The organism is Tahibacter sp. (genome assembly GCF_032229445.1).
GTDB lineage: Bacteria > Pseudomonadota > Gammaproteobacteria > Xanthomonadales > Rhodanobacteraceae > Tahibacter.
This window is the reverse complement of the sequence record NZ_JAVTWC010000028.1, coordinates 1-20,773: the sequence shown is the minus strand read 5'-3', so window position 1 is coordinate 20,773 and position 20,773 is coordinate 1. Positions and strand designations below refer to the sequence as shown.

Sequence of the window (20,773 nt, the reverse complement as noted above, 5' to 3'; positions counted from 1 at the left end):
GGTCGGCGAGAGCCGGGCTGCTAGACTTCGGGCCGAAGACGGATTCCCAGGGGGCGGCGGTGGCCGAACGCGAGGCCGAGGTGACGCAGCTATTGCAGCAGTGGCAGGGGGGCGATGCCGCCTCGCTGGATTCGCTGCTGCCGCTGGTCTATGACGAACTGCGCCGCATAGCGGCGCACGAATTGCGTAGCAACCGCGGCCACGAGACCCTGCAGCCCACCGCGCTGATCAACGACGTCTTCGTGCGCCTGCTCGGCGCGGGCAGCCTCGATATCAGCAATCGCAAACACCTGTATACGACTGCCGCCAAGCTCATGCGCCAGGTCCTCATCGACCGCGCGCGTGCGCAGTTGCGCGACAAGCGCGGCGGCGGGCAGTGGCAGCGCGCGGATTTCATCGAAGCGATGGCGCTGCCCATCGAGCAGAGCACCGACCTGCCAGCGCTGGATCAGGCGCTCGATGCGCTGGCCGGGCTCGACGCGCGAATGGCGCAGATCGTCGAGCTGCGCTATTTCGTCGGCCTCGAAGTCAGCGAGGTTGCGGTGCTGCTCGGCGTGGACGAACGCACCGTCTATCGTGATTGGGCCATGGCGCGTGCGTGGTTGCGCCAGCGGCTCGGCGACTGATGCCGCGCCGCTGTCAGTCTGGCGGCGGTTCCGGCGTAAGCATCCGGGTCAGCCAGCCGACGCCCTTGCCGCCATGAACGCCGCCGACTTCCGTACGTTGCGCGAGGCTTTCCATGCTGTGATCGATCTCGCGCCAGACGCGCGCGAGATGCGCCTCGCCCATCTCGCCACACACGACCCCGCGTTGCACGAGGCCGTACGCGGCCTGCTGGTCAATCTGGCCGAGACCGATCTGCAGGCGCCTCCACCCGATGCGGATGCGGCGCCCGTACAGGTCGGGCCTTACCGGCTGCAGCAGATGCTCGGTAGCGGCGGCATGGGCGAGGTCTACCTGGCCGAGCGCGTCGACGGCGGTTTCGAACAGCGTGTCGCGCTGAAGCTGGTACGCCGCGGCAGTCTTTCGCGCCAGCTGACGCGACGCTTCCTGCGCGAGCGGCAGATTCTCGCGCGGCTGGAGCATCCGAACATCGCGCGCCTGCTCGATGGCGGCTTCACGGCGACGGGACAGCCGTGGCTTGCAATGGAATACGTCGCTGGCGAAACCATCGCGGCCTATGCGAGCCAGCAGAAGCTTGGACTCGATGCGCGAGTCGCGCTGGTCGCGCGCGTCGCGACAGCCGTCGCCTATGCGCAGCGCAACCTCGTCGTACACCGCGACATCAAGCCGGCGAACGTCCTCGTCGGCGCCGATGGTGAACCCAAGCTGCTCGACTTCGGTATCGCCAAGCTGCTCGACGACAGTACCGACGACCAGACACGCACGGCGCTGCGAGCGATGACGACACGCTACGCGGCGCCGGAACAGATCGCCGGCGAACGCACGACCACCGCTACCGATGTCCATGCGCTGGGCGTGCTGCTGTTCGAATTGACCAGTGGCCGTTCGCCATACGCGTTGGCCGAAGCTGGCGCCAGCGACTGGGCCTCGGCCATCCTTCGTGAGCCGCCACGCACGCTGGCGCAAGCCTGCATCGTCGACTACGCCACTCGCGAGCGCCGGCGGATGGGCGGCGGGCTGGAGCGCATTGTGCAGAAAGCGCTCGCGAAGGCGCCGGCGCAGCGCTACGCGGGCGCGGCTGCACTGGCCGACGATCTCGACGACTGGCTGGCGCAGCGAGCGCTGCGCAGCGGCATCGGCGGCGCCCGCGAACAGACACGGCAGCTGCTCGCGCGCTACCGCTGGCCGCTGATCGTCGCGGCGGCGACGATGCTCGCGCTCGGTGCAGGCGCGATCGTTGCCTTGCGCCAGGCACGCGTCGCGGCGGAGCAGGCGCGTGTCGCGCGGGCCCACCTGGAGGCCATGCTCGGCGTGCTCGGCGCGGCCAATCCGCACTACTACGCCGGACGCGATCCGCACGCGAGTGAGTTCCTGCGCACCGCCGCGGACACGCTGCAGCGCGAGCGTGCCGACGATCCCGCGCTGCTGCAGCGTGCGCTCAGCGAGATCGGCCACGGCCTGATCAATCTGAGCAAGCCGCACGAAGCCGAGGTCGTGCTGCGGGCTGCCGCCGTGCAACTCGAGCGCGACACGAGCGCGACTGCGGCCGGAAAGCTCGGCACCTACAAGCTGCTGGCGGCGGTGCAGGACGAGCCGCGCTACCGCGACGGCCTGCGCGCGACGGCCGATCGTATCGAGGCGCTGGCCGCCGAGGTGGACGCGGCTGTCGCGCTCGATGCAATTGGCGGCGTCGCCGGTTCGCTCGGCAAGCTCGGTGAATTCGAACGGGCTGCGCGGCTGTTCGACCGCGGTGACGCGTTGCTGCCGCAAGCCGGAAGCATGCGTCCCGGCGCGGTCGAGAACTATTGGCGCCAGCGTGGCTGGACCGCGTTGCGCGCGTTCGAACTCGACCGGGCGCGCATGTCGTTCACGCAGGGACTCGCGCAGATCGACGCGGCGCCACAGGCGTTTTCGCCAATGCGCCGCGCCGAAGCGGAAAGACTGCTGGCCGAAACGCTGTTGGCGCAGTCCGATGCCGCGGCCGCGCAGACGCATCTGGCGGCGGCGCAGACGACCTATTACGCAGAATACCCGGCTGACCACCTCGAGCGTGCCGTGTTCGATCTTCTGAAAGCCCGCCTGCTGCTGCTCCAGGGGGATACCGCGGCAGCGCAGGCGGCCGCAGCGATGGCAGTGCAGGTGCTCGATCGTTCGCAGCCTGCTGGCAAGGACCTGCTGACGCGCCACTGGCTGCTCGCCGACATCGCTGCGAAGCGCGGCGATTGCGCGGCGGCGGACGCGGGCATGGCTGCGGCGATGGACGTGCTCGCGGCGTTGGAGCCACCGCTGCCGCGCGATCATGCGCTGGCCGATGCGGCGGCACGCCGGATCGCGGCGGCCTGCCCGGCGAAGTGAATGCGCGGGTGGTGCCGCTCGGTTCAGTGAATCGAAGCCGTTCGAAAAATCGCCTCGACCGTCATGCCAGCGTGCAGGACGCCGGGTCTCAAGTGTCTAGCGCGACGCGTCCGCGCAGCGAGTTCGTCATTGCGTCGGTGATCAGCACGTCGACGAACTGGCCGACCATGCGCGCGTCGCCCGGGAAGTTCACGTAGCGCATGTTCTCGGTTCGGCCGGTCATCTCGTTCGCACTCTTGCGGCTGACCCCTTCGACGAGCACGATCTGGCGCGTACCGACCATCGCCTGGCTGATGCGGTTAGCGTTCGCGGTGACCGCCGCCTGCAGGCGCTGCAGGCGCCCGTGCTTGATTTCGGCGCTGGTGTCGTCCTCGAGATTCGCCGCCGGCGTGCCCGGACGCTTGGAATACACAAAGCTGAAGCTCTGGTCGAAACCGACGTCGTCGATCAGTTTCATGGTCTTGTCGAAATCCGCATCCGTCTCGCCCGGGAAACCGACGATGAAATCCGAGGAGATCGAAATGTCCGGACGCACCGCGCGCAGCTTGCGGATCTTCTGTTTGAACTCCAGCGCCGTATAACCGCGCTTCATCGCCGCGAGCACGCGATCCGAACCGGCCTGCACCGGCAGGTGCAGGTAATTGGCGAGCTTGGGCACGCTGGCGTAGGCCTCGACCAGCGAGTCGGAGAATTCAAGCGGGTGCGAGGTCGTGAAGCGGATGCGCCCGATGCCGTCGAGCTGGGCGATCGCATGGATCAGCAAGGCCAGGTCGGCGACGCCGCCGTCGTAGAGCGGGCCACGATAGGCGTTGACGTTCTGGCCGAGCAGATTGACCTCGCGCACGCCCTGGTCGGCGAGTGCCGAGACTTCCGCGATGACATCGTCGAACGGGCGGCTGACTTCGTCGCCGCGGGTATACGGCACGACACAGAACGTGCAGTACTTCGAGCAGCCTTCCATGATCGACACGAAGGCGCTGGGACCCTCGGCGCGGGGTTCGGGCAACTTGTCGAACTTTTCGATTTCAGGAAAGGAGATGTCGACCTGCGGCTTGCCGGTGCGGCGCCGGGCTTCGATCATCTCGGGCAGGCGGTGCAGGGTCTGTGGGCCGAACACGAGGTCGACGAATGGCGCGCGCTTGACGATGGCTTCGCCTTCCTGCGAGGCGACGCAGCCGCCGACGCCGATGACGACATTGCCGTTGGCTTTCTTCAGCTCACGCCAGCGGCCGAGTTGAGAGAACACTTTCTCCTGCGCCTTCTCGCGGATGGAGCAGGTATTGATGAGGATGACATCGGCCTCGGACTCGTCCTGGGTCAGCTCCAGGCCGTGGGCAGCGCCCAGCACATCGGCCATTTTGGACGAGTCGTACTCGTTCATCTGGCAACCGTGGGTCTTTATGAACAGCTTGCCGGGCATGGGGCGAAACCAAAAAAGCGAATGGACTCGGCAGTTTACGCAGGTTGACCGGCGCTCGCCAGCGGGTAGGGAACCGCCGCCGATCGCTGTGGTCTTGGAATTTCGCGTTTCCTGTCAGAAACTTGGGCCCAAGAGTTGGGGAGTTCATGAAGTCACCTTCGCGCCACCGCCACATTCGCTGGCTGGTCGCCCTGGTCCTCGCGGGCCTGGGGACGCCCGCCTTTGCGGGCGGTCTGTACCGCTGCAGCGGCAACAAGGGCGAGCTTGCCTATACCAACAAGCCGTCCGGTTACGCGAACTGCGTGCAGGTCGCGAGCTATGTTGAAAGCAAGGCCAAGCCGGTCACGGCGGCGACGGCGCCGGATATCTCCAAGCCCACGTTTTCCGTCGAGGCGGCCCGTCCGCAACAGCCGGTGGCAGCGACTGCCGCCGCGGCCACGCCGGTCACCGCCACGCCGGCGTCGGGACAATGGCAATACAGCGAAGGCAACGTTGCCGCCGCGGCGCCCGCGGTGAAGACGGAAACGCCCAAGGTGCTGCGCGGCGCGGTGTACAAGATCAGCAAAAGCAACGGAATCACCGAATATACGAATATCCGTCCGGCCGGCAAGCGCTACCAGGTGCTGTTCACATACATCTCGACCTGCTTTGCCTGCGACGTGCGTTCGACGGTCAATTTCGCGTCGACCAAACTCAATCGCGATGCGTTCCGCGCCGAGATCGCCGCCGCTGCGCTGGAGTTCGGCGTTGACGAGGCGCTGCTGCGCGCGGTCGTGCACGCCGAGTCGGCATTCAATCCGAACGCGCTGTCGAACAAGGGCGCGCAGGGCCTGATGCAGCTGATGCCCGGCACCGCCGACGATCTCGGCGTCGACAACCCGTTCGATGCGACGCAGAACATTCGCGGCGGCGCCCAGTACCTGGCGCAGCAGTTGAAGAGCTTCCAGGGCGACGAGAAGCTGGCGATGGCCGCGTACAACGCAGGCCCGGGCAACGTCACCAAATACGGCGGCGTACCGCCGTTCGACGAGACCCAGGTCTATGTCACGCGTGTGTCGACGCTGCGCGATCGCTATCGCACGTCGAACTGATCGCGGATGACCTGCGATTGCGCGTTGCGTCTGCACGACGCGCGCGATCGACGTCGCGATCAGCCGTTCGGAATCTGGATCCGGTTCAGCACCGGCCGCTGCACGAGTTCGGCATCGGCCTCGAAGGCGATGCCGGCGCGCAGGCCCGAAACATGGACCTTGCTGCCCGGCGCGAGCGCCGCCTCGCGCTTGCGCAGTTCGAGCGGATCGTCGATTTCCTCACCGTCGAAACTGAGCAGCACGTCGCCGACCTGCAACCCGGCTTGCATGGCCGGGCTTTGCGGATAGACCGCGAGCACCTGGGCGCCGCGTGCGACGCTGGCCAGGTTGGCATTGGCCGTGATCGGCATGCGCCCGTATTCCACGCCAAGCCAACCGCGCACGACCACGCCCTTGGCCACGATCTCGTCGAGCACGCCCTTGGCGGTGGCGACGGGGATTGCGAAGCCAATGCCTTCGGCGAGCTGGCGCTGCGGCACGTTCGCCGTGTTGATGCCGACGAGTTCGCCGCGCGCGTTGACCAGCGCACCGCCCGAGTTGCCCGAATTGATGGCTGCGTCGGTCTGGATGAACTCCTCGTATGCCCATTGGTCGAGCTGGCGGCCTATCGCGCTGGCGATTCCCATCGTTACCGTCTTGCCGAGGCCGATGGGATTGCCGATCGCGAGCACCACGTCGCCGACGTTCACCGGCGGCGCCTCGTCCAGCTTCATGGTCGGCAGGTCGCCAGCGTCGATCTTGAGCACGGCCAGGTCGGTGTCCTCGTCGCCGCCGACCAGGCGCGCGGTCGCGATGCGGCCATCGTAGAGCAGCACCTGGATGTCGTTGGAGCGCGCGATGACGTGGTTGTTGGTCAGCACGTACCCATCGGCGCTGACGATCACGCCCGAGCCGAGACTCTGTTCGCGCCGGTAGGCCGGCGGTCCGACGCTGATGCCGCCGAACATGCGCTGGGTCACCGGATCGACCGAGACCAGGCGGCGCTGCGCCGCGACCACTTTGTTTGCGTAGATGTTGACGACCGCGGGAGCCGCACGCGCGACCGCGTCGGCGTAGGAAACCGGCCCGGTACCGAGACCGCTGTCGCTAACCACGGGAGGCAGGTGGGAGGGGGCGGAGGTCGCGATGGTGGCCGGCGTCGCGCTCTCGCCGCGCAGGCGGGTCGCTGCGTCGGGCCACAGTCGTGTGACGATAAAGGCGATGGCCAGGCCGAGGGTAGCGAATTGCAGCACGAAGGCGAGCGTGCGGAACGCGGGTTTCATGGGTTGTCCAAGGGGGGCACGGCCATGTTGCAACGTGCTGAAGCGGGCGGCAGGTTTGATTGTGCGCTGCCGGTTCAGTCGCTAAACTAACACGATTTTTGGGGTCAGCCGTCACGCAAGCCGGTGATCCGGCAGCGGGCTTTGTCTTCAGCGGGACACGCAGCGACGGTCGGCGCGGACAGCAGTCCGCGGCCGTCACGGCATTGCGGCAACCCCTGCAGCCGGCCGCGACGGCCCCGAACGTATTCTCAGTATTGAAACCGGAGACCCGGATGGCGAACGAAGGCGTCAATCATGGCCGCCGACGGTTCCTCACGGCCACGACTGTAGTCGTCGGCGGTGCAGGTGCCCTCGCAGCGGCAGTGCCATTCATCAAGAGCTGGCTGCCCAGTGCGAAGGCGAAGTCCGCCGGCGCGCCGGTGCAGCAGGACATCAGCAAGATCGAAGTCGGCCAGATGGTCATCACCGAGTGGCGCGGCCAGCCGGTGTGGATAGTGCGACGCTCGCCGGAGCAGGTTGGCGCGCTGGCTTCGCTGAACGCGCGTTTGCGCGATCCGGATTCCAAGAACGAGGACCAGCAGCCCAAGTACGCGCAGAACGCGTACCGCTCCATCAAGGAGGAGTGGCTGGTCATGATCGGCGTCTGCACCCACCTGGGTTGCTCGCCGAAATTCCATGGCGAGATCAAGCCAGAACCGTTCGACGCGGACTGGAAGGGCGGCTTCTTCTGCCCCTGCCACAAGTCGCGTTTCGATATGGCCGGGCGCGTGTTCGAAGGTGTGCCGGCGCCGACCAACCTCAAGGTGCCCGACTACCACTTCGCTGACGACAAAACGCTGGTCATCGGCATCAAGCCGGAAGGAGCCGCGTAATGTTGCCCGACCGCATCAATCGCGCCGTGACAGGCGTCCAGGAATGGTTCAACTACCGCGCCGCGGCTTTCGGTCCGATGTACCGCAAGCACATGTCGGAATACTGGGCGCCGAAGAACTTCAACATCTGGTACTACTTCGGCTCTCTCGCGCTGCTCGTGCTGGTCAACCAGATCCTGACCGGCATCTTCCTGACCATGCACTTCAAGCCCAGCGCCGCGGAATTCGCACCGGGCATCTCGCAGGCGTTCGCGTCGGTCGAACTGACCATCATGCGCGACGTCGAGTGGGGCTGGCTGATCCGCTACATGCACTCCACTGGTGCGTCGGCGTTCTTCATCGTGGTTTACCTGCACATGTTCCGCGGCCTGCTCTACGGTTCGGCGCAGAAGCCGCGCGAACTCGTGTGGCTGCTCGGCATGCTGATCTACCTCGTTCTGATGGCGGAAGCCTTCATGGGCTACGTGCTGCCCTGGGGCCAGATGTCGTTCTGGGGCGCCAAGGTCATCATCTCGCTGTTCGGTGCGATTCCCATGATCGGCGACTCGCTGGTCGAGTGGATCATGGGTGACTACCTGCCGGCCGATGCCACGCTCAATCGATTCTTCGCGCTGCACGTCATCGCACTTCCGCTGGTGTTGCTGCTGCTCGTGGTGCTGCACCTGGCTGCGCTGCATGAAGTCGGTTCCAACAATCCCGAAGGGATCGACATCAAGAAGCACAAGGATGCCAGCGGCAAGCCGCTCGACGGCATCGCCTTCCATCCGTACTACACCGTGAAGGACCTGTTCGGCGCCGGCTTCTTCCTGACCATCTGCGCATTCGTGCTGTTCTTCGAGCCGACCTTCGGCGGCTGGTTCCTCGAACACGACAACTTCATCGCGGCCGACAAGCTGGTCACGCCCGCGCACATCAAACCCGTGTGGTACTACACGCCGTACTACGCCATGTTGCGCGTGGTGCCGGACAAGCTGCTCGGCGTGCTCGTGATGTTCGGCGCGATCATCGTGCTGTTCTTCGTGCCGTGGCTGGATCGCAGCCGGGTCAGGTCCTACCGCTACCGCGGCTGGATCTCGAAGATTGCGCTCGGCCTGTTCGCGCTGTCGTTCGTGTGGCTCGGCAAGATCGGCGCCGGCCCCGGCACGGACCAGATCGAAACCTATGTCGGCCGCGTGCTGACCTTCATCTACTTCGCGTTCTTCATCACCATGCCGATATGGTCGAAGATCGATTCCACCAAGCCTGTACCGGAGCGGGTGCCCGCGCATGATTAAGAACGCCATGACCAAGCTGGGTCTGTCGCTGGCCGTTGCGTTGACCTCGATCGCGCCAGCAGCCGTAGCCAGCAGCGGCGGCGACAAGCTGCCGCCAGCGGGTACCCGTGTGGACAACATTGCGTCCGTGCAGCGCGGCGCAAAGCTGTTCTTCAACTACTGCGTAGGCTGCCATTCGCTGCAGTTCGTGCGCTATTCGCGTCTTTCTGAAGATCTGGGGCTGACCGAAGATCAGGTCGTGCAGAACCTCGCCTCCTTCACCGGGGGCAAGATCGGTGACACGGTGGTCTCGTCGATGCCGGCCGCCGATGCGCAGGCCTGGTTCGGCAAGGCGCCGCCGGACCTGTCGCTGGAAGGCCGCTCCAAGGGCCCGGACTGGATCTACAACTATCTGAAGTCGTTCTACGTCGATCATTCGCGTCCGCTGGGCTGGAACAACACCCTGTTCCCGGGCGCGTCGATGCCGAATGTGCTGTGGGAAATGCAAGGTCTTTCGCACGCGACCTTCGAGCCCAAGGAAAAGAAGCAGGAAAGCTGCAGCGGCGATACCGGCGGCTGCAAGAACGGCGTTCATGTGGTCGAGCATTGCAAGGCGGGAACGACCGAGATCGACGGCAAGTGTCTGGTGCATCTCGAAGTCGCCACGCCGGGCACGCAGAACGCGCAGCAATTCGACGAGACCGTGCGCGACCTGACCGTGTTCCTGCAGTACGCAGCTGAGCCGGCCGCGCTCCAGCGTCAGAAACTCGGCGCCTGGGTCGTGTTGTATCTGGCCTTCTTCACCTTCCTGGCCTGGCTGCTGAAGAAAGAGTACTGGAAGGACGTGCATTGAGTATCGCGGCACGGCGGGCCTGCCCGCGGTGCCGGCGGTTCTCTGGCAGCTAGGCGAATTCCCGGGCGCGTAGTAGATTCGGGGCAGGCGGCCAGGGGCGGTCGCCGCACCGTGTCAGGGGAGAGGCATGGCCTTGAGCACCCGTTCGCGCACGATCCTAACCTTGTATTCGGCCCGCGATAGCGTTCATTGCCATCGCATCCGCCTGATCCTGGCAGCCAAAGGCGTCAGCTACGATCTGGTCCTGGTCGATCCGGCCAAGCCGCCGGAAGATCTGATTGACCTGAATCCGACGCAGAGCCTGCCGACCCTGGTCGACCGCGACCTGGTGCTCTACGAAACGTCGGTGGTCGCCGAGTACCTGGACGAACGTTATCCGCATCCACCGCTGATGCCGATCGACCCGCTGTCACGCGCCCGCCTGCGTCTGGCGATTGTGCGGATGGAGCGCGACTGGTTGCCGCTGGCCGAACAATGCGCAGGGAGCGGCAAGAACTCCGAGGCTGCGCGCAAACGGTTGCGCGAAGCACTCATGGGTTCGCTGCCGCTGTTCAAGGCAGCGAAATTCTTCCTCAATCCGGAAATGAGCTTGGCTGATTGTGCGCTGGCGCCGCTGATCTGGCGTTTGCAGAGCCTGGGCGTGAGTCTCCCGCGAGAAGCGCAGGCGATTCATGACTACGGCGATCGCATTTTCCGCAATCCGGGCTTTACCCGCAGCCTGACCCCAGACGAGAAATTGTTGCGTGACTGATAACGACGCCGGCACGGCCGGCATGACTTCGAACCGCCCATATCTGGTGCGCGCGATCCACGAGTGGATCGGCGACAACAGCCTTACGCCTTACCTGCTCGTCGACGCGGCCTGGCCTGGCGTGATCGTCCCGCCGCAAGCGGCCAAGGATGGTCGCGTCGTGTTGAACATCGCGCCGCGTGCGGTAGCCGGACTCGATATCGGCAAGGACTGGATCAGCTTCAACGCGCGCTTCGGCGGCGTCAGCTATCGCGTGGAAGTTCCGCTCGGTGCGGTGTTGGCGATCTACGCGCAGGAAAACGGCCAGGGAATGATGTTCCCCGCCGAGGACACGCCCAGCGCGCCACCACCGGCCAACAGCGAATCCGAGGCGCCGACCAAGAAGGGCGGCCATCTGCGCGTCATCAAATAGGCGTGCGTGGCGTGACACCGGCCAATGATGAAGCATTGAACAACGCCTCAATGCAGGCGCTCGACCCCGGCAAGGGCGACATCTTCGCGGCGCAGCGGCAGGCTGAAATTTTCCAGCCGTTCGCCGTCGAACTGCAGGCTACCGGGATGCCGGTTCGTGCCGTCCGTGCTGACCTCGAAACTATAGTGCCGGCGTAGCCCCAGGCCGCCGGAACGCAGGCGCACCAGAGCCAGACGGCGCAAATTGACGGACTGATCCAGGAACTGAACACCGGCGCGGGCGCACAGTTCGCGGCTGGCGCTTACGGCACGGTCGCGGGCGCGCAGGGCCGCCTGCCACAGCAGCGCGCAGGTGCCGACGATGACAAGTAACAGCATGGCTTCGATCATCGCGCCAGTGTGGTGCCGCCGCCGGGGAATCTCAACATCCCCCGGTGTGCCGAGCTCATCGCGGTCGGCGTGCGTAGCAGGACACGTCCACGCCGGGGCCACAGTCCTTACAATGTCGGCGCAGCTGGATTCGCCAAGTACAGGGGAGTGCGAAGGCCGTGATCGAAATACCCGGATATCAGATTAAACGAGAGATCGGCCAGGGTGGTATGGCCAGCGTCCACCTGGCGGTGCAGACCTCGTTGGAGCGCCAGGTCGCACTCAAGGTGATGTCGTCCGCGCTGGCCACCGATCCCACGTTCACGCGCCGCTTCCTGCAGGAAGCGCGCACGTTGGCCTCGCTCGCGCACGCCAATATCGTGCAGGTGTTCGATGTCGGAGTGACGCCGAATCAGCTGCATTATTTCTCGATGCAGTACCTGCCCGGCGGTGATTTCGTCGCCCGCGTGCAGCGTGGGCTGGATGAGGCCGAGCTCAAGCGCGTGCTGGTCGGGGTGGCGAAGGCTCTGACCTATGCGCACGAGCGAGGTTACGTGCATCGCGATGTCGCGCCCGGCAACATCCTGTTCGATTCTGCCGACAATCCGGTCCTGACCGATTTCGGCATCGCGCTGGCGGCAAGCCAGTCTGCGCGCATCACCAGTACCGGCTTTTCGGTCGGCACCAGTCACTACATGAGTCCGGAACAGGCGCGCGGCGGCGAAATCGACGCGCGCTCGGATCTCTACAGCCTCGGCGTGCTGTGCTGGTACGGCTTGGCCGGAAAGCCGCCATTCGACGGCAATGACGGGTTTGCCGTGGCCTACGCGCACGTGTTCGAGCCGATCCCGCGCCTGCCGGCCGAGCAGGCGCACTGGCAGGATTTCATTGACCACTGCCTGGCCAAGGATCCGAAGGACCGCTATGCCGACGCGAGCGGAGCCCTTGCAGCAATCGACGCTGTGCCGGTGGCCGCACGCGCCAGAAACGGTGACAGCGCTGTGCGGCCGGCTGAACCGGTGGCGTCGAAGCCGGCGGCGGCCACGGTCGCGCTGACGCGCCCGGACGGGGTCAGGATCGCACCGACGAAACCGGCACCGGCTGCGAAGCCCGCGCCGCCCAAGCCACCCGCGGCGAAGCCACCCGCTGCGACAGCGGCCGGCCCGGCCGGGCGCAGCGGTGGTGGGCTATGGCTGGGCATAGCCGCCGTCGGCGTGGTCGGTGCTGCCGCGCTCGGCGGCTATGTCTGGTTTACCTCGAAGTCGCCGTCACCTGTCGTGCCGGCCAACGTGGCAGTCAGCACGCCGGCAACTACGCCGCCGCCGCCGCCGGCCGTGCCGCCGCCGACGTCTGTGCCGCCGCTGGTGGTGGAAACGCCTGCGCCCGTGGCGAGCAGCGAAACGCCGGCAGTTGCCAGCGGTGCGGATACCGCAATCGACGCGCTCGCGTCGGTCCCGCCGGAAACGCTGCCGGGCGCTGACGATCTCGCCGTACCGGGTGATCTGGAGGCGCAGACCGGCCCGACGCCGCTGCTCATGGACGACGGCACGCCGGGCAACCTCGCCCAAGTGCCGACGGTCGAGGATCCGGTATTGAAACTCGTGCGTCTCGGCCGCGGGGACCTTGCCGCGCAGCGCTATTCGACGCCACCGAACCAGAACGCGGTGGATCGCTTCAAGCTCGCGCTGCGCATCGATGCGCGCGACAAGGGGGCGAAGCAGGGCCTGGTCGACACTGCCAAGGCCTACATCACGCTCGGCAACAAGGCGCAGTCGCTCGGCGATCTTGCCGGCATGAAGACCAATTTCGACAAGGCGCTCGAACTCGCAGCGCTCGTGCCGGCCGAAGGCAGGCCGGTAGTGGACGAAGTCCGCCAGCGCCGCAGCAGCCTTGCCGGCCCGCTGCTCGAGGATGCGCGCAAGGCCGCCGCTGAATGGGACAAGGTGGCCGCCAAGGCGGCCTACGACAAGGCTCTGCTGATCGACCCGAACAATGCCGTCGCGCAGGAAGGCCTGCGTAAGCTGCCGTCGATAGGTAGCGCCGGGTTCGTGTTCCGCGACAAGCTCGACGACGGCGGCCAGGGCCCGGAGCTGATCGTGCTGCCGGGCAACCGCGTTGCGGTCGGCCGCTATGAGGTCACGCGCGCCGAATTCCGCCGCTACTGGAGCGCCGGCGGCGCCAAAGGCGCGAAGGAAGTGTCCTGTCGTGATCGCGAATCGGTGTTTCGCAGTTCCAGGAAGCGCGGCTGGCAGAACCCGGACATCGAGCAGGATGATGCGCATCCGGCGGTCTGTGTCAGCTTCGACCAGGCCCAGGGTTACGTACGCTGGCTGTCGCAACGCAGCGGGAAGACCTACCGCCTGATGACGTCGGCCGAGTTCGACAGTCTCGCGCGCGAGGCCAACGGCGGCGGCTGCTCGTCGGCCAATCTCGCTGACCAGGCATTCAACAAGGCGTTCGATTCGCGCGCCGGCGCGTCTTGCGACGACGGTTTTGCCGGCACAGCGCCGGTCGGTCGCTTCGGCGCCAGCGCATCCGGTGTCTACGACATCGACGGCAACGTACGCGAATGGGTGGCCGAGCGCCGCGGCCGCGGCCGCGCCTGGCTCTCGCCGACGGACAAGGAAGGCGTGGATGCTACCGAAAGTGTCGGCGCAGACGTATCGCTGAACAGTCTCGGCCTTCGTGTCGTGCGCGAAGTCGATCCGAAGTGAGGCGGCGTTTTCACACCGGCCGTGTCGCAAGGCGCGTCGGGGCGACGGCCGCTGGAAGCGGGCTTGTCCCTTTCGACCGCGAAGGCGGTTTTTTCGGTAATTTCGGGATTTGTTGCATCGCTTGCGCGGGGTCACGGGCGCCGCCTAAGCTGTCGGCGATAGCGCGCCCTGGGGAGCAGGGCGGGTACTCACTACGATCAAGGGGCAGGATCGAATGAAGCTGATTTTTCCGAACGGCGAGCATGAGCCGGTTACCCTGGGCGAAGGCATCACCGCCATTGGTACGGCGGCGGAATGTCCGGTCGTCCTGGCGGCGCCGGGCATCGCGCTGCGGCACGCGGAAGTGCACCTGCGCAACGGGCAGGCGCTGGTACGCGTACCGGATCCGCGCAACGTCGTCGTGCTGAATGGACGCCAGGTCACGTCCGATACCGCGCTGAAGCCCGGCGACCTGCTGCTCTTTGCCAAGATCGGCTGTCAGGTCATGGCTGCGCCGGAAAAAGCTGCGCCGCCTCCTGCCGCCAAGCCCGCGGTGAGCGACGAGAACGACGGCCGCACACGCATCCGCCAGGCGCTGCCGAAGTTCATGCTGCGTGGGGTATCCGGTTCGACCTTCGGCAAGACCTACGCGCTGGTCGGCACGATGACCATCGGCCGCCAGCAGGACTGCGACATCAGCCTGCCCGGTGATGAAATCTCGCGCCACCACGCGCGCGTGCAGGTGCTGCCCGACGGCGTCATGGTCGAGGACATGGGCTCGGCCAACGGCACCTTCATCAATGACAAGCGCGTGCACAGCGGCGTGCTCAAGCCCGGCGAGGAATTGCGCCTGGACACGGTGCGTTTTCTGCTGATGTCGCCCGGCATGGATACGAGCAAGCCCGCGGCAACGCCAGCGCCAGCCGCGGCGCCGGCCAGGAGCGGTCCCGGAGCGGGAGTCTGGATCGCAATCGCGGTGGTCGTCATTGTCATCGCGGCCGGGGCGGCGAAGCTGGCCGGTCTGTTCTGATCGGACGCGGCGGCGCAGGCTCGTGCCGCGCTGCCGCCGCCGGCCGTTCCGCCAACACCGTTGTGTTAATCGTAGCGCCGGTGTCGTCCGCTCGATGCGTGGGCTTCGTGGCCACGACCGCACCGAAACGTCACGACGTTTTCAGCTTCACTCGCATCGACAGATCGATCGCGCGAACGTGCTTGGTCAGCGCGCCGACCGAGATGAAATCGACACCGCTGGCGGCAATGGTCTTGAGGCGCGACAGGTCCACGCCGCCAGACACCTCGATTTCCGCACGCCCATCCACATGCGCCACGGCGCGGCCGAGATCGGCGTCGGAGAATTCGTCGAGCATGACGCGGTCCACGCCGGCGATCAGCGCTTCGTCCAGCTCGGCGAAATTCTCGACTTCCACTTCGAGCAGCAGTTGCGGGTGGTAGGCACGTGCCGTGCGCACTGCCGCGGACAGTGAGCCGGCCGCGGCGATATGGTTTTCCTTGATCAGCATCGCGTCGAACAGGCCGATTCGATGATTGCTGCCGCCGCCGCAGCGCACGGCGTACTTCTGCGCGATGCGCAAGCCCGGCAGCGTCTTGCGTGTATCGAGGATGCGGGTGCGCGTAGCCCTGACGGCGGCGACATGCGCCGCGGTGACCGTCGCCGTGGCCGATAGCGTCTGCACGAAGTTCAGCGCGCAGCGTTCGGCCGAAACCAATGCGCGCGCATTGCCGCGCATTTCCACGAAGATCTGGCCGGGATCGAGACGGTCGCCATCTGCTGCGTGCCAGGTGATGACCATGTCGGGATCGAGCTCGCGAAAGCAGGCCTCGAACCAACCCTGACCGCAAAGCACGGCGGCTTCGCGCGTGATCACGTAAGCCTGTGCCATCGATTCGGCCGGCAGCAGATCAGCGGTTGCATCGCCCGGACCCAGGTCTTCGGCCAAGGCACGACGCACGTCGGCCAGAATCAGCGCCGCATCCGGCGGGTCGAATCGCATGTGCGCGTCCTGCGGTATCCCGCGGTCAATGAGGTGTTGCGACGATGGCATTCGCTGCAGCAGCGGCGGGCGCCATCTTCGCCGCGTGCGTGCTCTTGAGCCGCTCGACGATCGCGTCGAGCGCGCGGTCGAACAGCGGAACCTCTTCGAGCACCGTGACGCGTGCTTCGGCGAGATCGCTGGCGAGCTGCACCAGCGTGCGATCGGCAACTTTGAGCCCTTTGCGATTCACGAACAGGTATTTGGAACTGATCGGGCTGATCCACGAAAGTTTGGCACGCTCTTTCGCCCCCTGTTCATCGAGGAACTCGATCCAGGTGCCAACCTTGAGTTCACGTACCGCGGCGATCCAACGTTCCTCCACCGAATCCAGTGGCGCAGCTGCCGGCTCTTCCTCGGCGATCACACTCATGACCGAATCGCCGACTTCCTGGCTGGCAGCAGGCAGGGGGTCGGTGAGTTCCAGCTCGGGCGCTTCGGTCACCGCAGTCGGCGCAGCTGGCTGCAGCAGCGACTGGTACAGCACATTGAGCTGCTGCATCAGCCGGCGCACGTCGGTTTCGTCGAAGGCGACCGTGGCAAGGCCGTGGCGCAACGTTTTCTCGAGCTGCGGCAGTACCGCGGCCAGGCGCTCGCGTTCGGCACCGTTCTGCTTGGGCTGCACGCTCCAGACCAGTTCGTCGGCGAAGCGCAGCGCATGGCGCCATTCGTCGGAGCTGTCACCCTGGCGCAGCAGCACCAGCACGAGGTAGTTGGCCCAGGGGCGAGAGAGCAGGTTGCGGATCATCTCCGGCATGGTCCGGCTCTCGATCCGCAGCATGATCTCGCGCGCCGCCGTGCGGCGCGCATCAAGCAGCTTTTCGCGGCCGCGCGTCGCTTCGCCCGCCCGCTGCTCGGCCAGATCGGCACGGCGCTTGTTGGTGTCGGCGAAGGCTTCGAAATCCACTCTCAGGCGATCGAATATGCCCAGATCATCCTCGAAGTCCTTGAGCAGTGACTCGACGATTTCCTTGACCTTGCCGTAGAGGCGGTGGTCGCGATCCGAGTCCTCGGACCAGCCCACACAGGCCTGGGCGAGACTGTCCAGCAGAACGCGGGCCGGATGCGTTCGGCGCGCGAACAGGTGCTTGTCGAGCAGGGCCACCTTGAGGAACGGAATCTGCAGACGGCCCAGCATGGCCTGCATCTGCGCCGGCAGGTTGCGATCCTGCAGGATGTATTCGAACAGCATGCCGACGAGATCGATGGTGTCTTCGTCGGCTCCGGACACGTTCGCGCCGTTTTCGCCACGCAGCTTTCCGGCCTGTCCGAGCAGTTCCTCCTTGATCCGCAGCGCGACCTGGGCCGACTCCGCAGCGCTCTGCACGCTCAGCGACTGGTTCTGGAGGATGGACAGTGCTGACAGGAGTTCGCCTGCGTTGAGCGGCACCACGTTCGGGTTGTAGGTGGCCGGTGCGTAGTTGCCGGCGCCGCCGCCGTCGCTGCCATCGCCGCGTCGCGTCGACAGCAACGCGCGCAGCGAGCTGTACAGGTTCGCCTGCAGCTCGGCCGCCGCCGCGTCCACGGGAAGATAGCCGGCGGCGGTCTCGGTCTGTTCCAGCCCCGGGATGTTCGCGGGTGCCGTTTCGCCCGGACGCAGGGGCGCAGCAGGCATTGGGCTGCCGGGACGACGCGCGACGGTGGCGCGCATCTGCGGCAAGACGCCCGCATGAACGAGCAGGGCATTGAGTTCGTCATAGAACTGGTCGAGCCCGCCCATTACATAGCGGTCGAACAATTTGTAGATGATGAGCCGCACCGGCAACTCGACTTCGAGTTCGCTACTGGCGAGGCGAAAAGCCTGGCCGACCGCGGCGGGACCGACCGGACTGTTGGTGTCCTCCACACGCTGGTTACTGATGTGCGACACGCGCTGGTTGATCGCGAACAGCACGCGCTGTAGCCGGTTCTCGGTCTTCGCCACCATGCTGGCTACGGCCAGCGATTCTTCGAGTTCGGTATTTTCGACCAGGGACAATGACATTTCGCCATTGCTGTTTTCCGGCTTGGCTGCGATACCGCGTCCGGCGAGGAAGTCCACGAACTGACGTGCGAGCTGTTCCTGGAAACGCGCCTCGATCTGCTGACGCTTCTTGCGAACTTCGCGCATGCCGTCGAAATACTGCGCCTGCACCGCGTTGTTGTCGGCCTTGCTCGCCAGATCGAACAGGGCGTCATCGGCGTTCTCGAACAACGTCGTGGCGAGCGCCGTCAGCCGCTTGAGCGCATGCGCGCGCATCTGCGACAAGGCTTCCGCGGGCTTCTCGCCTAAGGTCGCGGCTGCGCTGCGCTGGTTCAGATCGACTACTTTCGGGTTGTTGTCGTTAGCGCTCATAGGCCGCATGGAAATACAGGCTCGGCGATTCGGCGAAAATCAGGAATGCATCACAAGACAGCTGTGAACAATGTCGCGGTTTACGATCAGTCAGGAAACGTGGCCAGTTGCGTCGTGCCTATGGCTTCGTCGGCGAGCATTACTGGTATGTCGTCTTCTATCCGGTAGATGACCTTACCATCCTCGGTCACCAAACCGGCAGCAAGAGCCGTGCCGACGGCAGCGCCGGCGACTGTCTCGACGGCGCCGCCGCGTATCGCAGCGTTGATCGCGTCGAGTTGTGCACGGCTTAGCAGGCGTACCGGGGATTTGCTGACCGGGCAGCAAAGGATGTCGAGCAGGCGCTTGTCCATGGCGCGCGTCCCTGTGAGGATTTGCCCCTACAATACCGTTTTTGCCCAAGGCGGACCAATGAGCATGGCGAGCGGCAGCGAGCCTCTGATAGGCGTGGTGATGGGTTCGCGTTCGGATTGGGAGACGATGCAGCACGCCGCCGAAACCTTGACCCGCCTGGGTGTGCCGCATGAGGTGCGTGTCGTCTCGGCGCACCGTACGCCTGATCTGTTGTTCCAGTACGCCGAACAGGCGGCCGCGCGCGGCTTGCGCGCGATCATCGCTGGCGCCGGCGGTGCCGCGCATCTGCCCGGTATGCTGGCCGCGAAGACCAGTGTTCCCGTGCTCGGCGTTCCGGTGCAGTCGCACGCGCTCAATGGCATGGACTCGTTGCTCTCCATCGTGCAGATGCCAGCCGGCATTCCCGTGGCCACGTTCGCGATCGGCAAGGCCGGTGCTACCAATACCGCTCTGTTCGCCGCCGCGCTGTTGCAGGCTACTCACCCCGCGATAGGCCAGGCGCTGGCCGATTACCGCGCCGACCAGACCCGGACCGTCCTCGCTAACGCGGATCCGCGACTGCCATGACGACCGTAGGCGTTCTGGGCGGCGGCCAGCTTGCCCGCATGCTTGCGCTCGCCGGGGCTCCGCTCGGCGTGCGCTTTCTCATCGTCGACAGTCTTGCCGATGCCTGCGCCAGTCAGGTCGCGCCGCTGCTGCAGGCGGACTGGCGCGATTTTGCCGCGCTGGAAGGATTTGCCGCTCGCATCGATGTCGCGACGTTTGACTTCGAGAACGTGCCGGCAGAAACCGCACAATGGTTGACCGAGCACACAGCGGTCTACCCGAACCCGCGCGCGCTGGCGTTGGCGCAGGACCGCCTGGCGGAGAAGAACCTGTTTCGCGAGATAGGCTTGGCGACTCCTGCGTTCGCGCCTGTCGACAGCAAGGCCGATCTCGAACTCGCGCTCGCCGACATCGGCTGTCCGGCCGTGCTCAAGACGCGTCGCCTCGGTTATGACGGCAAGGGCCAGTTCCGCCTCAAGAGCCCTGCCGATGTCGAGGCGGCCTGGGCCGCGCTGGGTCCGGCGCCGCTGATCCTTGAAGCCTTCGTACCTTTCGAACGCGAGCTGTCGGTCGTCGCCGTGCGTTCGCGCGAGGGTGAGTTCCGCAGCTACCCGCTGACGCAGAACTGGCATGCGGACGGAATCCTGTCGATGAGCCTTGCGCCGGCCCCGGATTCGGCCGAACTCGCCGAACAGGCCACTGCACTGGCACGGCGCGTTGCCGAAACGCTCGACTATGTCGGGACTTTCGCGCTGGAGCTGTTCGTGCACGAGGGGCGGCTGCTCGGCAATGAAATGGCGCCGCGCGTGCACAACTCCGGTCATTGGACGATCGAGGGCGCCCCCTGCAGCCAGTTCGAGAACCACGTCCGCGCGGTGCTCGGCCTGCCGCTGGGCGATACCAGTTCGCTCGGCGTCAATGTCATGTTCAACTGGATCGGCGAGTTGCCCGAATCCGCACCGGTGCTGGCCGAACCGCGTGCGCACTGGCACGACTACGGCAAGGAGCCGCGTCCCGGGCGCAAGGTCGGTCATGCCACCGTATGCGCATTCACCGCCGAGGAAATGCGCGACCGACTCGCGCGGGTGGCCTGGGCACTGGGACGGGAAGGACAGGCCGAACCGGTGCTCAGAGCGCTGGCCGGCTGACGAAACAAAAAGCCGCCCGAAGGCGGCTTTTTGGTCTGGCTTGCAGCGGCGTCAGGCCATCTGTTCGGCAACGAAATCCCAGTTGACCAGGTTCCAGAATCCCTCGACGTACTTCGCACGCGCATTGCGGTAGTCGATGTAGTAGGCGTGCTCCCAGACGTCGCAGGTCAGCAGCGCCTTGTCCGGACCGGTCAGCGGCGTGGCTGCATTGGACGTGCTGACCAGGGCCAGCGAACCGTCCGGACGCTGTACCAGCCAGGCCCAGCCCGAGCCAAACGTGGTCAGCGCGGTACTGGTGAACTGTTCCTTGAATGCAGCGAAAGAACCGAACGCCTCGTTGATCGCGTCGCCGAGCTTGCCGCCGGGTTCGCCGCCGCCATTGGGC

General features: G+C 65.8%; 19 protein-coding genes. 12 read left to right on the top strand and 7 right to left on the bottom strand.

Annotated elements, in window-relative coordinates:
- Positions 1 to 59: 59 nt before the first annotated feature.
- Complete coding sequence (locus RUU78_RS06355) at positions 60 to 626, top strand: ECF-type sigma factor (protein ID WP_313914823.1); 567 nt, start codon at positions 60 to 62, stop codon at positions 624 to 626.
- Between the two features lie 73 nt (positions 627 to 699).
- Entirely contained in the window at positions 700 to 2,979 is a 2,280-nt protein-coding gene (locus RUU78_RS06350) for a serine/threonine-protein kinase (protein ID WP_313914821.1), read from the top strand.
- A gap of 88 nt (positions 2,980 to 3,067) precedes the next feature.
- Here RUU78_RS06350 and miaB read toward each other — a convergent pair whose 3' ends face one another.
- Positions 3,068 to 4,399, bottom strand: a complete 1,332-nt coding sequence (miaB, locus tag RUU78_RS06345; protein WP_313914819.1) for a tRNA (N6-isopentenyl adenosine(37)-C2)-methylthiotransferase MiaB — start codon at positions 4,397 to 4,399, stop codon at positions 3,068 to 3,070.
- A gap of 146 nt (positions 4,400 to 4,545) precedes the next feature.
- Here miaB and RUU78_RS06340 point away from each other — a divergent pair, with 146 nt between their 5' ends.
- Positions 4,546 to 5,490 (top strand): lytic transglycosylase domain-containing protein, encoded by a 945-nt coding sequence (locus RUU78_RS06340; protein WP_313914817.1) that lies wholly within the window; start codon positions 4,546 to 4,548, stop codon positions 5,488 to 5,490.
- A gap of 59 nt (positions 5,491 to 5,549) precedes the next feature.
- Here the strand turns inward: RUU78_RS06340 and RUU78_RS06335 are convergent, their stop codons facing one another.
- Positions 5,550 to 6,752 (bottom strand): trypsin-like peptidase domain-containing protein, encoded by a 1,203-nt coding sequence (locus RUU78_RS06335; protein WP_313914814.1) that lies wholly within the window; start codon positions 6,750 to 6,752, stop codon positions 5,550 to 5,552.
- A gap of 272 nt (positions 6,753 to 7,024) precedes the next feature.
- On the opposite strand from RUU78_RS06335, the gene petA reads away from it, so the two are divergent.
- From petA to RUU78_RS06310, 5 genes are all read left to right on the top strand, one after another.
- Positions 7,025 to 7,624, top strand: a complete 600-nt coding sequence (gene petA, locus RUU78_RS06330; protein WP_313914813.1) for a ubiquinol-cytochrome c reductase iron-sulfur subunit — start codon at positions 7,025 to 7,027, stop codon at positions 7,622 to 7,624.
- A gap of 77 nt (positions 7,625 to 7,701) precedes the next feature.
- Complete coding sequence (locus tag RUU78_RS06325) at positions 7,702 to 8,898, top strand: cytochrome bc complex cytochrome b subunit (RefSeq protein ID WP_313914963.1); 1,197 nt, start codon at positions 7,702 to 7,704, stop codon at positions 8,896 to 8,898.
- Positions 8,891 to 9,730: a cytochrome c1 gene (locus RUU78_RS06320; protein WP_313914811.1), complete on the top strand. Its 840-nt coding sequence runs from the start codon at positions 8,891 to 8,893 to the stop codon at positions 9,728 to 9,730. Before RUU78_RS06325 ends, RUU78_RS06320 begins: the two co-directional genes overlap by 8 nt.
- A gap of 127 nt (positions 9,731 to 9,857) precedes the next feature.
- Complete coding sequence (locus RUU78_RS06315) at positions 9,858 to 10,481, top strand: glutathione S-transferase N-terminal domain-containing protein (protein WP_313914809.1); 624 nt, start codon at positions 9,858 to 9,860, stop codon at positions 10,479 to 10,481.
- A gap of 22 nt (positions 10,482 to 10,503) precedes the next feature.
- Positions 10,504 to 10,893: a ClpXP protease specificity-enhancing factor gene (locus RUU78_RS06310; RefSeq protein ID WP_313914961.1), complete on the top strand. Its 390-nt coding sequence runs from the start codon at positions 10,504 to 10,506 to the stop codon at positions 10,891 to 10,893.
- A 47-nt stretch (positions 10,894 to 10,940) separates the two neighbouring features.
- Here the strand turns inward: RUU78_RS06310 and RUU78_RS06305 are convergent, their stop codons facing one another.
- On the bottom strand, positions 10,941 to 11,270 hold the full coding sequence (locus tag RUU78_RS06305) for a DUF3301 domain-containing protein (RefSeq protein WP_313914807.1): 330 nt from the start codon (positions 11,268 to 11,270) through the stop codon (positions 10,941 to 10,943).
- 170 nt (positions 11,271 to 11,440) lie between these two features.
- Here RUU78_RS06305 and RUU78_RS06300 point away from each other — a divergent pair, with 170 nt between their 5' ends.
- Together RUU78_RS06300 and RUU78_RS06295 are read left to right on the top strand one after the other, a co-directional pair.
- Complete coding sequence (locus RUU78_RS06300; protein ID WP_313914806.1) at positions 11,441 to 13,975, top strand: bifunctional serine/threonine-protein kinase/formylglycine-generating enzyme family protein; 2,535 nt, start codon at positions 11,441 to 11,443, stop codon at positions 13,973 to 13,975.
- A 214-nt stretch (positions 13,976 to 14,189) separates the two neighbouring features.
- The gene (locus RUU78_RS06295; protein WP_313914804.1) at positions 14,190 to 14,984 is read left to right on the top strand and encodes an FHA domain-containing protein; all 795 of its coding nucleotides are present in this window, start codon (positions 14,190 to 14,192) and stop codon (positions 14,982 to 14,984) included.
- 130 nt (positions 14,985 to 15,114) lie between these two features.
- Here the strand turns inward: RUU78_RS06295 and nadC are convergent, their stop codons facing one another.
- The 3 genes from nadC to RUU78_RS06280 all read right to left on the bottom strand — a co-directional run bounded on the left by nadC (position 15,115) and on the right by RUU78_RS06280 (position 18,693).
- Entirely contained in the window at positions 15,115 to 15,966 is an 852-nt protein-coding gene (gene nadC, locus RUU78_RS06290) for a carboxylating nicotinate-nucleotide diphosphorylase (protein ID WP_313914801.1), read from the bottom strand.
- A 25-nt stretch (positions 15,967 to 15,991) separates the two neighbouring features.
- Complete coding sequence (locus tag RUU78_RS06285; RefSeq protein ID WP_313914799.1) at positions 15,992 to 18,340, bottom strand: DUF1631 domain-containing protein; 2,349 nt, start codon at positions 18,338 to 18,340, stop codon at positions 15,992 to 15,994.
- Between the two features lie 86 nt (positions 18,341 to 18,426).
- A complete protein-coding gene (locus tag RUU78_RS06280; RefSeq protein ID WP_313914797.1) occupies positions 18,427 to 18,693 on the bottom strand; it encodes a Trm112 family protein in 267 nt (88 codons plus the stop codon).
- Positions 18,694 to 18,757: 64 nt separating this feature from the next.
- Between RUU78_RS06280 and purE the strand changes: the two genes are divergently transcribed.
- Together purE and RUU78_RS06270 are read left to right on the top strand one after the other, a co-directional pair.
- Complete coding sequence (purE, locus tag RUU78_RS06275; RefSeq protein ID WP_313914960.1) at positions 18,758 to 19,261, top strand: 5-(carboxyamino)imidazole ribonucleotide mutase; 504 nt, start codon at positions 18,758 to 18,760, stop codon at positions 19,259 to 19,261.
- Positions 19,258 to 20,388 (top strand): 5-(carboxyamino)imidazole ribonucleotide synthase, encoded by a 1,131-nt coding sequence (locus tag RUU78_RS06270; RefSeq protein WP_313914795.1) that lies wholly within the window; start codon positions 19,258 to 19,260, stop codon positions 20,386 to 20,388. The genes purE and RUU78_RS06270 overlap by 4 nt, the downstream gene beginning before the upstream one ends.
- A 51-nt stretch (positions 20,389 to 20,439) precedes the next feature.
- Here RUU78_RS06270 and RUU78_RS06265 read toward each other — a convergent pair.
- Positions 20,440 to 20,773, bottom strand: a 334-nt coding sequence (locus RUU78_RS06265; RefSeq protein ID WP_313914793.1) for a Fe-Mn family superoxide dismutase, incomplete at its 5' end; no start/stop codon positions are given.

Bases quoted from the DNA above. Each gene is read 5' to 3' on its own strand.
- petA (WP_313914813.1), top strand. From the start codon at position 7,025: ATGGCGAACGAAGGCGTCAATCATGGCCGCCGACGGTTCCTCACGGCC.
- RUU78_RS06295 (WP_313914804.1), top strand. From the start codon at position 14,190: ATGAAGCTGATTTTTCCGAACGGCGAGCATGAGCCGGTTACCCTGGGC.
- RUU78_RS06325 (WP_313914963.1), top strand. From the start codon at position 7,702: ATGTACCGCAAGCACATGTCGGAATACTGGGCGCCGAAGAACTTCAAC.
- purE (WP_313914960.1), top strand. From the start codon at position 18,758: ATGGCGAGCGGCAGCGAGCCTCTGATAGGCGTGGTGATGGGTTCGCGT.
- RUU78_RS06310 (WP_313914961.1), top strand. From the start codon at position 10,504: ATGACTTCGAACCGCCCATATCTGGTGCGCGCGATCCACGAGTGGATC.
- RUU78_RS06280 (WP_313914797.1), bottom strand. From the start codon at position 18,693: ATGGACAAGCGCCTGCTCGACATCCTTTGCTGCCCGGTCAGCAAATCC.
- nadC (WP_313914801.1), bottom strand. From the start codon at position 15,966: ATGCGATTCGACCCGCCGGATGCGGCGCTGATTCTGGCCGACGTGCGT.
- RUU78_RS06340 (WP_313914817.1), top strand. From the start codon at position 4,546: ATGAAGTCACCTTCGCGCCACCGCCACATTCGCTGGCTGGTCGCCCTG.
- RUU78_RS06305 (WP_313914807.1), bottom strand. From the start codon at position 11,270: ATGCTGTTACTTGTCATCGTCGGCACCTGCGCGCTGCTGTGGCAGGCG.
- RUU78_RS06285 (WP_313914799.1), bottom strand. From the start codon at position 18,340: ATGAGCGCTAACGACAACAACCCGAAAGTAGTCGATCTGAACCAGCGC.
- RUU78_RS06270 (WP_313914795.1), top strand. From the start codon at position 19,258: ATGACGACCGTAGGCGTTCTGGGCGGCGGCCAGCTTGCCCGCATGCTT.
- miaB (WP_313914819.1), bottom strand. From the start codon at position 4,399: ATGCCCGGCAAGCTGTTCATAAAGACCCACGGTTGCCAGATGAACGAG.
- RUU78_RS06320 (WP_313914811.1), top strand. From the start codon at position 8,891: ATGATTAAGAACGCCATGACCAAGCTGGGTCTGTCGCTGGCCGTTGCG.
- RUU78_RS06315 (WP_313914809.1), top strand. From the start codon at position 9,858: ATGGCCTTGAGCACCCGTTCGCGCACGATCCTAACCTTGTATTCGGCC.
- RUU78_RS06350 (WP_313914821.1), top strand. From the start codon at position 700: ATGAACGCCGCCGACTTCCGTACGTTGCGCGAGGCTTTCCATGCTGTG.
- RUU78_RS06335 (WP_313914814.1), bottom strand. From the start codon at position 6,752: ATGAAACCCGCGTTCCGCACGCTCGCCTTCGTGCTGCAATTCGCTACC.